A 9,200-nucleotide genomic window follows, 5' to 3' on the forward strand; every position below is an offset into this window, starting at 1 on the left:
CCGCCGGAAGGAGCGACTCTCGGAAAGAGGGCGGTCCCACCAGAGGCCCATCCTCCCGGCCCACCCACTGGGCCCAACTCCCCCAAAGCCAGGCGGATGCCGAACCGCCGACTCCCCGCCTCAGCGTTCGGAGGCGCCCCGCCAGTAGTCCGCGAGCATCTCGCCCGGCCACGTCGGCTGAGTGACCGGCCCACGGGGGAGCATTTCTTGGAACACCGCGACCAGATCGACGACCGTTCGAAGCGGTTCCTGGTGAATTCAGGCTGCTGCGCAGGGCTGTCCGCTCGACGCTGCGGCAGTGGGGTGTTCCAAGCGCGGCGGATGAGGTCGAGCTGGTGGTTACGGAGCTCGCGACGAACGTCATGAAGCACGTGGGTGAAGGCGTGTCGGCGACCCTCGTGCTCGAACCGCGCGGAAGCCGTCTCCGGGTTGAGCTGCACGACAAGAGCCCGGTGGTGCCGAAGCGGGATGGCGTGGGGACTGCGAGCAGGAGTGCGGCCGCGGGCTGCATCTCGTGGCGTCGGTGTCGGCCGACTGGGGCACGCTGCTTACGGAGACGGGCAAGGCCGTCTGGTGTGAGGTGTCGGTGGTCGCTGATGCGTTGTGTGTGCGCGCTCAGCACGCGTGCACGGTTGTGGGTAGCTACCGGGAGCTTCTCGGGGTGAGGGCGCCTCTTCAGGCCTCGCGCTCCAAGGTGAACCAGGAAGCGGCCGTCACGCTGATTGCCGACCTCCTCGTCTGGCTCACGGTCCAGGGAAGTGCCCCCGACGAGGCGCTCTGCCGTGCGCAGCAGCTCTACGAGGCCGGCGAAGCTGCGTGACGGGCTGCGCGCATCTTCTCGCGGAGGTCTTCGGGCGTGCGCCACGCTTCCCCCGCGTAGTTCCTGTGGCACATGCGATGGCAGTTCGCGCACAGAAGTGCGAGGTCCTCCAGTCGGGTCTCGCTGGGACCTACGACGTGAAGAGGTGTGACGTGGTGCACTTCGATGTAGTCGGTGCCGAGTGGTCCGTAGACGGCACCGAAGTCGAACGTGCACGCCTCGCAGCGAATGGGTTCGTTCAGCTTCCTGGCCTGTTGGATCTTGCGGTTGCGGAGTCCGCGGTCGCGCTCGCGGTGGAGGGCCAGCCGAACCAGCAGGCGTCCCTCGCGGGCGGTCGACTCTCCATCCTCGTCCACTTCGTCTGGCTGGACGGGGGTGCTGTGCAGCTCTCCACTGGCGATTCCTGCGCGCAGGGCGTGGGCGGCAGCCAGCATCCCCTCGGGGTCCGCCAGGAAGTCCGCGACGACGCTTTGCGTGGGGCGCCCGCCCTTCGTCGCGCCTCCCGCGTGATCAGGGTGGGCGGTAGCTATGTCGGTGGTCTTACGGCTGACGCTGTTCCGCGACCGGAACCGGGAGTCGGCGGCGGCGTTCCCGTGCAGGGGCAGCGATCGGAGCAGGTCGGAGAGTTCCAGGACGCGCACGTCGTTCTGCCGCAGCTCATGCCAGCCGTTCTCCATGACGAGCGCGCATGCGAGCAGCAGCTCGTCCCTCACCCACGAGATTTGCCCCGTGCTGCTGATCGTACAAGTGTTCCCTACTGGTGTGGAGTGACTGAGGATGCTTCGGGATGGCGCACACTTGGGGGGCGCTGTCAGTGGGGCCTGTCACTCTCTGTAATGACTGGCGGACGAGGCGCCAGCGAGGCACGTGGTCAAAGGAGGGTGCATGACCAGCACTGAGGCGGAGTTCACTTCTATCGAGATCTGCGCTGGAGCCGGCGGGCAGGCCATTGGGCTGCATGCCGCCGGCTTCAGGCACCTTGCGCTCGTGGAGATCGACAAGCATGCGGCGGAGACGCTGCGGCGGAACATCGACACGCGGGCGGACTGGGCTTGGGAGAAGCAGCAGTGTGACCTCCGGCACGGGGACGTGAATGACTTCAAGCCGTTGGAGCAGGTGAAAAGGGCCGGGAGGCTCCTTGAGCCTGAGGAGCTTGATCTCCTGGCTGGCGGTGTACCTTGCCCGCCCTTCTCCCACGCAGGCAAGCAGCTCGGCAAGTCCGACGAGCGTGACCTCTTTCCGCGGATGCTCGATCTCGTTGCGGAGCTGAAGCCCCGCGCGGTGATGATCGAGAACGTGCGCGGGATCCTGGACCCGAAGTTCTCTGACTACCGGGACTTCATCCAGGCCAGTCTGGAGGGAGGCACGTACCGAGAGGAAGACGGCTCCCTCGTTACGCTGCCGAAGGGCGCGTACACCGTCTGCCATTGGGGCCTGCTGGAGGCCAGTAAGTTCGGTGTTCCGCAGCTCCGGCCGCGGGCGATTCTCGTCGCGATTCGTAACGACGTTCTCAAGGACGTGAAGTACGAGTGGCCGACGCCGACCCACGAGGAGGCCGTGAGCGTCGCCGAGGCTCTTGGGGCGACCATGCAGGCGCGGTACGAGGCGTACTACGACGGGCCGCGTGATCGGGAGGCGCGTGAGGCATTCGCGCGGTGGCAAACCCGCGCCACTGAGCGTCATGAGGAGCTGAAGGCCAAGGACAGCGCTGGCATCGCCCCCACCCTCGTGGGCGGTTCGAAGAAGCACGGCGGGGCCGACCTAGGCCCGAGCCGGGCCAAGGCTGCCTGGAGGCAGCTGGGTGTTTCGGGTCTGGGTGTAGCCAACGACATCGAACTGTGCAAGAAGAAGGGGTCAGAGGACCGTGACCTCTTCGGTCCCGATGGGCCAATGCTGACTGTTGAGCAGGCGGCGATCATCCAGGGCTTCCCGGAGGACTGGATCTTCGACGGCGGCAAGACGGCTCAGTACCGACAGGTGGGCAACGCCTTCCCGCCGCCGGTTGCCGAGGCGGTCGGCCGTTCGATCATGGATGTCCTGAAGGCCGCCCGCGAGCGGGACGCTCAGAGCTCCTGATCAGTCGGCCTCACTGGATTCCACCGTGCCCTTGCTTCGTGCAAGGGCACGGTGCTTTGCTACCTCGGCCGCGATGTGCATCGCGCACTCCTCCGGGGACTCGTGTTCCCAGAAGCGAAGGACAGTCCAGCCGGCTTCTTCCAGCCGCTGATTGGTATCGCTGTCACGTGCCATGTTCCGTGCGACCTTGTCGGACCAGTAGCCAGGGTTCGTCCTGGGCGCCACGTAATGCTCGGGGCAGCCGTGCCAGTAACAACCATCGATGAAGACGGCGACCTTCACGGGTCTGAAAATGATGTCAGCGGTCCGGCGGAGGTCGGACAGCGGCTTCGCGGCGACGCGATACCGCAGCCCTTGGGCGTGAAGGAGTCGCCGGACCTGCTGCTCCGGCTTGGTATCCCGGCTCCGGATGGCCTGCATGTTCCGGCGGCGGGCAGCTGAAGAGGCCCACGATCCGGCAGGCGGTGTCCAGTCATCGGTCATGGCGCTTCACCTGAGTGCAGGGAGAAGCGGGCCGAGCCGAGGGAGATCCGTGTAGTCAGCAAGGACCCACTCCTTGTTGTCCAGCGTAGCCCTGGGCCGGTTCACGTGATGGTCGCTGGCGGTGACGTCGTAGTCCTTCATGGGGCCATTACTGCTTTGCTTTAGAGGCGGAGGAGGGGAGTGTAGGCGCGGCGACGCGGACGTCTCCCGCGGCGGCGACTGTCCACAATGACCCGTCAATGATGGCGCGGGGCCCCGCGTGGATCCCGTCCGCTGGTGTGACACGCACGCTGACGAACTCGCCCTCCCGGGGAATCGGAACGCCGAGCTGGCTGGCGATCTCCTGGTGGGACCGGTAGTCGCCCAGGATGATGATGCCCTCGTCCTTGAGTGAGGACCTGGATCCCCCGTTCCCTCTGACACGCTTCATGTAGTCCTTCTGCTGGGCGACAGTGCGAACGACGTTGCGGCCAATCCGTCGCTGCTGGCATCGCCGGAACAGTTCGTTGAGGCGGGCCTGTCCTGAACCGGCTTCGTACACTGCAGCGCGGTGGACAGGGTCCATGTGAAGGAGAGTGTTCTCCGGAAGCTGCTGCTGGTGCCACAGCCATAGGATCTTGTTCCGGTGCTCGGCCTTGATCGTGAGCTTCTTGTCGCGGTTGTTTCCCGCGTTCAGCCACTCAGCCCTTATGCGCAGCAGGCCGGCACTCCACTGGCTCGTGTAGTCATCCGCCCACACGAGCAGGCAGAGATGGCCAAGCGCCTCTGGGGGGATCATCCAGCTGCCGAGCTGCTGGGAGTACTTGCAGTCCACGTCGATGCCCGAGATCTGGTAGTCCATGTCGGTGCCGTCGGCGAACTTGAATTCACGCTGCAGATTGATCTCGACAAGCGTCCCTGCGTGTGTCTTCTCTGTCTTGAAGAGGGTTTTCCAGTCGTAACGTCCGGTGATCTCGCCGTTGAGCAACTGGTCGATCGTGTCCCGCAGGACCGCGGCGAAGCGCAGTCCTGCGGGGTCGAGCTGGTGGAGCTTCCCGTACACGGCGGCCAGACCTGGGTCCTCGCGACGGAGGTCATTGGCATGAATGTTGGCCGCAGCTGTGAGGTCCAGGGGAAACAAGGGAGAGCACCTGTCCGATCGGTTGAATGCCAAGCCGTGCCGTCCAGTTACGGCAACTCGCGTGCTCCCGACCGTTTGGCCTGGTAGCGGAGCAGGCGGAGGGAGGCGTCGTTCGCAGTAGCTGGCGGGATAACAGTGAAGGCGAGGAAAACCCGGGACGGGTCGGCAATCCCGTTCGGGGCGGCCGCGCGGAGTCCTGCGTCGTCCTCCGCTTTCTCGACCGCCGCGTAGAGCAGCACAACGCCCGTGCGACTCCCTAGAGCATGAGGAGTCGGAGGCAGCGCGCCGGGCCCTGCTTCGTCGATGAGGCGCTGAGCCCATCGGCGGTGCTCGAGACCGGAAATACGTCCGAACGACACCTTCCCCAGCTGGCGATTACGTCGGACGAGGGAGGCAGGGCCGTGTCCCAGGATGCTTGCCTCAACGCGCCGCGCGGGCGTGGTCTGCGGAGCGACGAGGAGCCATTCGTCGACAGTGGCGAGTGAGCCGTCCAGCTGCGCCAGATAGTTGAGGTGAGGAGTGAAGTGATTGTGCCCCTCCCACTCCAGCTGGCTCAGTACGCTGATCAGCGACGTGTGAGGGACGACGGTCGTCGTCGCCTGGAAGGTGCGCGTGAGCGGGCTGCTGCTGTCGGGAGGCAGGGCCAGTGTGACTGCTGGAGCATCGAACACGGGCAGCAGTGGGCGCCAGCGGTCCGTATTGCGTGCAGTCTGCTCGGCATTCATCGGGTAGGCGGCCGGCTCGATTGCCTTGCCCGGTGACCTGATCTCGACCAGCTCGGAATTGAACATCTTGTTCCGCGCCGACGGCTTGATCAACGCCAAGTGCTGGGAGACGAGAGGCAGCACGCGCTCGGGCGTCAGCTGGGGCTCGCCATCGATCATGGTGGCGTATTGCGCCAGTTGGGCGCGGAACGCCTCTTCGTCCTGGCAGATGGCCTCGAAGGCTTCGTAGAGATCGAGGGTCTTGCCCTTGCCGTAGGGCTCCTCACGGCCGATGTAGAGACGCACCAAGTCCCGGTAGCCGTCACGGAAGCCGAACCATCTGCCCATCTGCATGAGAGTGTCGGCCTGCTGTGTCTTGCGGCGGTAGTAGGTGACGGTCAGACCTTCGACGGTGAAGCCGCGGGAGAGCTTCGTACCGCCAACAAGGATCTTCCAGACGTTCTTGGTGCGGTCGAAGTCGAGAGCCGCCTGCTCGTAATCGCGCTCTTTGTCGCCGTTGACGATGATGACCGGGCTGCCACCCGCGCTCATCAGCTGACGTGCTCTGCTGACGTAGGGCCTGAGCACGTCGTAAGTCCCGGGAACTGGCGCGCCTTGGGCGTGCGCGCCGGAGACGGGCATGAAATCCTCGGCGAACAGTTTCGCCAGCCGCTCGTGAGCCGAGCTGCTGCTGTAGTGCTTGCTCCACATCGAGTTCAGCCGAGAGGCGAGAGCCGAGTGGTCTGCCATGCGTACCGAGTCGTGAACAAGCATGGTGTGGTGACGGTACTTGGTTTCGGGGACGCCCTGGCTGACGCGATAGAGCTTGATGGCACCGGAGAGAATGAACGCGTCCAAGGCTTCGAGCAGTCGATCGTCCGGACCGTCGAAGACTCCCCGGACATGCGCCTCCTCTTGGGAGTTGGCGACTGTGCGATCGGCAGCGGGGGCTGCCCCGTCCAGGTCGTGGAAGTCCTGGACACCCATGTAGCCCACCGGGCGGGGTAGTGAGATCAGGAAGTCCCTGGGGAAAATGTCCTGCGTGTCGTCCGGGTCGACGAAGACGTTGGCGAACGGGGTCGCCGTATAGCCGACGTACTGTGCTCGGGGGAGTAGCTGGAGCAGTTGAGAGATCAGCCCGTTGATGGCGGTGCGGCTTTCCTTGCCTTCTGTCTGCTTAGCCGGATCGATGGTGTTCACGGATGCTTGGTCTGATTCGTCGTCAATGATCAGAACAGGGAGCTCGTGCAGGATGCCGCCCACCCGCTTGAGATCCGTGACCAGCTTGCTGAGAACGGCCTTGTTCTTCTTGACGACCATGACGCGGGCTGCCGCCGGGTGCAGATTCATGGGGTCGTGCAAAGGCAGGGCCTGGTCGAGCTTGGTGATGTCCAGGGTGCTGATCCCCTGGCCGAGCCCCTGGTAGTCCTCGTCGCGTGTTGTGAGCCGCTCGATGTTGAAAGCGCCCTGGTCTGACGGCCGACCGTCGTGGGAGACGAACTTGTGGGGCCAGTCCTCGTCGTCCTGGTAGTCGATGCCGATCAAGGCGTCGATGTCGTCCGGGCTGATCCCGCGCAGGATGTTCTCCCTGCCGATCAGCTCCATGTCCAGGCGGCGCTGAGTCTGGCCACGCAGCAGGTTCAGCGTTCCGCCCAGCACAATGACGAGCCGGTATCCGGCATCGATGGCCTTGGCTATAACACCCGTGAAGTTCGCTGTCTTTCCCGACTGAACGTAGCCGACCACCAAGCCCCTGGCGCTGTACGCCTCGGTGCGGGTGGGGTCAGAGAGGCGCTCCACGACGCTGTGAGAGGCCTGGTCGAGACTCGCGATGGCAGTCTCGCTCCAGCCCTTCTTGCGGAGCACTCGCTCATAGGCCGACCAATAGAAGGCGTGTGCCGCCGCCTTCTCCTTGGAGTACCAGCGCTGGAAGTCCCCGCTGATGACGACGGGCTGAGGGCCCGTGACGAGAGGCACTGCAGCGTCGAGAGCCTTACGCACGTCGTCATCGAAGCCGAGCTGTGCGTAGGTGTCCGCTCGTCGCTGTTCGCTGCGTGCCGGGGCGCTGGACCAGGAAGCGGTCTCGGCCATGTCCCAGGACGTCAGCTTCTGGTTCCAGAGAGCTGCCAGATCGGACTGTCTGTCCAGGAGGATCTCACGGAACCCCTGCAGGTCTTCGTCTGCGGGCTCTTCCGCGTCGGACACGGCGAAGGCGATCTTGGCGAAGCTCTTGGGGCCACGGCTCATCGCCCCCAGGACGTCGATGTGCAGATTCAGCAGGTGGTCGTTCACTGGGATTCGTCTCCGCGGGTCATCTCGCAGCGGGCAGCAGAGAGCAGAACGCTGTTCCAGAGAGCCATCTCGTCATCTCGCTGTGCGCTTGAGCGCCCCATGCGGAAGTTTTTCTCCAGAATCAGATACAGCATGCCTTTGAGGACGGGTGCGTCGTTCGACCCGGCCCGGCGGCCGGGATTGAACGCCTGCCGGTATTCCTTGTTGAGGCGTACGACATGATCTTCGCGGTCGATGTCAAAGAAGACATCGGTCGGCATTGTTTCCCAGCGGAAGGTGATCGGATCCTCACCTTCAAGTGTGGGGAGCTCGTCTCGGAGCGTCCGCTTCAGCTTCGGGTCGACCCCCTTGCCAGGCGGAATGACCTCCTTGCGCTGGACCTCGGTCGACCGGCGGGCAGCGTCTCGGTAGACCTTCTCGGCTTCGCCCAGGTACTGCACGAATGTGTCCCCCTCGCTGTCCGTGGCCTGTTCCAGGCCACGGGCAAAGGCAGGGGTGACGTTGACTCCGTCCTTCTTCACCGTCAGGGAGAAAACCTGGTTCTGCTGCGGCGGCAGGTTGATGGCAATCCGGGCGAGGTTGTGGTGCGCCTCGCCGCTGCGGGTTCCGTTCCAGCCGCCGGCCTGTACCAGCCGGTCATTCCGGTAGACGTAGAACCCTTGACGCTCGGCGAGCGGCCCGATCCCGCGAAAGGCCACGAGGGGAGACTTAGGCGGCCAGATGTGGGCCTCCATCTCCAGTTCGCCAAGGCCTTCGATCGGGGCCTTGTACGTACGCGGAAAACCCGCTCGGCCCGGGATGCGGTACCCGAAGGGGTTGATCCCCTCGACGCCCCGGTGGTCAAGTTCTTCGCGGGTCCGCACGTCCTCGACGACGATGTCGATATGAAAGTCGTCCCGGTCGAGGAAGCGGTGGAGGTACAGGCCGAGGTGTGTCTCCAGGCGCTCGATCGTTTCGTTGAGGAACCGATCTGTCTGCCCGGCGGTGATGGTTCCGAAGGCGCGGACCCCGTCCCACCGGACGATGGTTCCGTGCCAGCCGATGACCCCGTCATAGCGATCGATGAGGTCCTGGCAGTACCTGGCCTCGACGATGTCACACGTGAAGTCATGCTGTGCCTGGGAGGTGAGCCACCGTCGGCCTGTCGACGGGCTCCGCTTGGTGCGGCTGATGACGGTCAGCGCATCTGCATGCGACAACGAAGCTGCCTTGAGCCCGGCTCCGAAGTGGCCCAGTGCATCGGCGGAGTACTCCTGCTGTCCGCCGACAGTCATGGCAACGTCGAGCGCCTCGTCGTTCATGCCGTGTCCGTCGTCAACGATCAGCAGGCTCACGAGCCTGTCGTCATCGCGCAGGAAGCTCACCACGACGTTCTGGGCGCCGGCGTCGATCGAGTTGTCGATGAGGTCCGCGATGGCTGCTTCGAAGCCGTAGCCCTGGTGGGTCAGTGACTCCACATATCGGGCTGAAGGCGGAAGACGCTTGCTCCCGCTCGTGGGCACGTCGAACTGCCAGTCAGGACCGGACTCGTAGGGCAATCGTCTTCCTCGCACACAGGACTGACCTGGGCATGAGGGGGCCAGTCGGACAGCGTTGTGACAACCGGTGACATTACTCCAACCGGCTGACACGGCGCGAGGACTAGCGGGAGGAGACGGAGGTCAGTCCTCCCCGTGGCACTCCCCGTAAGTCCTCGCGCCGTGTC

General features: G+C 64.7%; 7 protein-coding genes and 1 pseudogene. 3 read left to right on the plus strand and 5 right to left on the minus strand.

What is annotated here, in order from left to right:
* Positions 1 to 290: 290 nt before the first annotated feature.
* Both AOK00_RS41480 and AOK00_RS40655 read left to right on the plus strand, forming a co-directional pair.
* A pseudogene (locus AOK00_RS41480) lies at positions 291 to 401 on the plus strand (ATP-binding protein); the annotation flags it as partial.
* Between the two features lie 122 nt (positions 402 to 523).
* Positions 524 to 820 carry a hypothetical protein gene (locus AOK00_RS40655; RefSeq protein WP_254047510.1) on the plus strand — a complete coding sequence of 99 codons (297 nt, stop codon included), beginning with the start codon at positions 524 to 526 and terminating at the stop codon, positions 818 to 820.
* Here the strand turns inward: AOK00_RS40655 and AOK00_RS26385 are convergent.
* Complete coding sequence (locus AOK00_RS26385; RefSeq protein ID WP_254047511.1) at positions 796 to 1,533, minus strand: HNH endonuclease; 738 nt, start codon at positions 1,531 to 1,533, stop codon at positions 796 to 798. The two genes, AOK00_RS40655 and AOK00_RS26385, sit on opposite strands and share 25 nt — an antisense overlap.
* A 172-nt stretch (positions 1,534 to 1,705) precedes the next feature.
* On the opposite strand from AOK00_RS26385, the gene AOK00_RS26390 reads away from it, so the two are divergent.
* Entirely contained in the window at positions 1,706 to 2,896 is a 1,191-nt protein-coding gene (locus AOK00_RS26390; protein ID WP_055602753.1) for a DNA cytosine methyltransferase, read from the plus strand.
* Here the strand turns inward: AOK00_RS26390 and AOK00_RS26395 are convergent, their stop codons facing one another.
* The 4 genes from AOK00_RS26395 to AOK00_RS26410 form a co-directional block, all read right to left on the minus strand.
* Positions 2,897 to 3,379: a very short patch repair endonuclease gene (locus AOK00_RS26395; RefSeq protein WP_079042204.1), complete on the minus strand. Its 483-nt coding sequence runs from the start codon at positions 3,377 to 3,379 to the stop codon at positions 2,897 to 2,899.
* A 148-nt stretch (positions 3,380 to 3,527) separates the two neighbouring features.
* Complete coding sequence (locus AOK00_RS26400; protein ID WP_055602755.1) at positions 3,528 to 4,499, minus strand: NaeI family type II restriction endonuclease; 972 nt, start codon at positions 4,497 to 4,499, stop codon at positions 3,528 to 3,530.
* A 47-nt stretch (positions 4,500 to 4,546) separates the two neighbouring features.
* Entirely contained in the window at positions 4,547 to 7,495 is a 2,949-nt protein-coding gene (locus AOK00_RS26405; protein ID WP_055602756.1) for a Z1 domain-containing protein, read from the minus strand.
* Positions 7,492 to 9,033: an ATP-binding protein gene (locus AOK00_RS26410; protein WP_055602757.1), complete on the minus strand. Its 1,542-nt coding sequence runs from the start codon at positions 9,031 to 9,033 to the stop codon at positions 7,492 to 7,494. Before AOK00_RS26410 ends, AOK00_RS26405 begins: the two co-directional genes overlap by 4 nt.
* Positions 9,034 to 9,200 lie beyond the last annotated feature (167 nt).

Origin of the sequence: Streptomyces aureus (assembly GCF_001418135.1) — a bacterium.
Taxonomy (GTDB): Bacteria; Actinomycetota; Actinomycetes; order Streptomycetales; family Streptomycetaceae; genus Streptomyces; species Streptomyces aureus_A.

Coding starts and splice junctions, on each gene's coding strand:
- AOK00_RS26390 (WP_055602753.1), top strand. CDS start 1,706: ATGACCAGCACTGAGGCGGAGTTCACTTCTATCGAGATCTGCGCTGGA.
- AOK00_RS26395 (WP_079042204.1), bottom strand. CDS start 3,379: ATGACCGATGACTGGACACCGCCTGCCGGATCGTGGGCCTCTTCAGCT.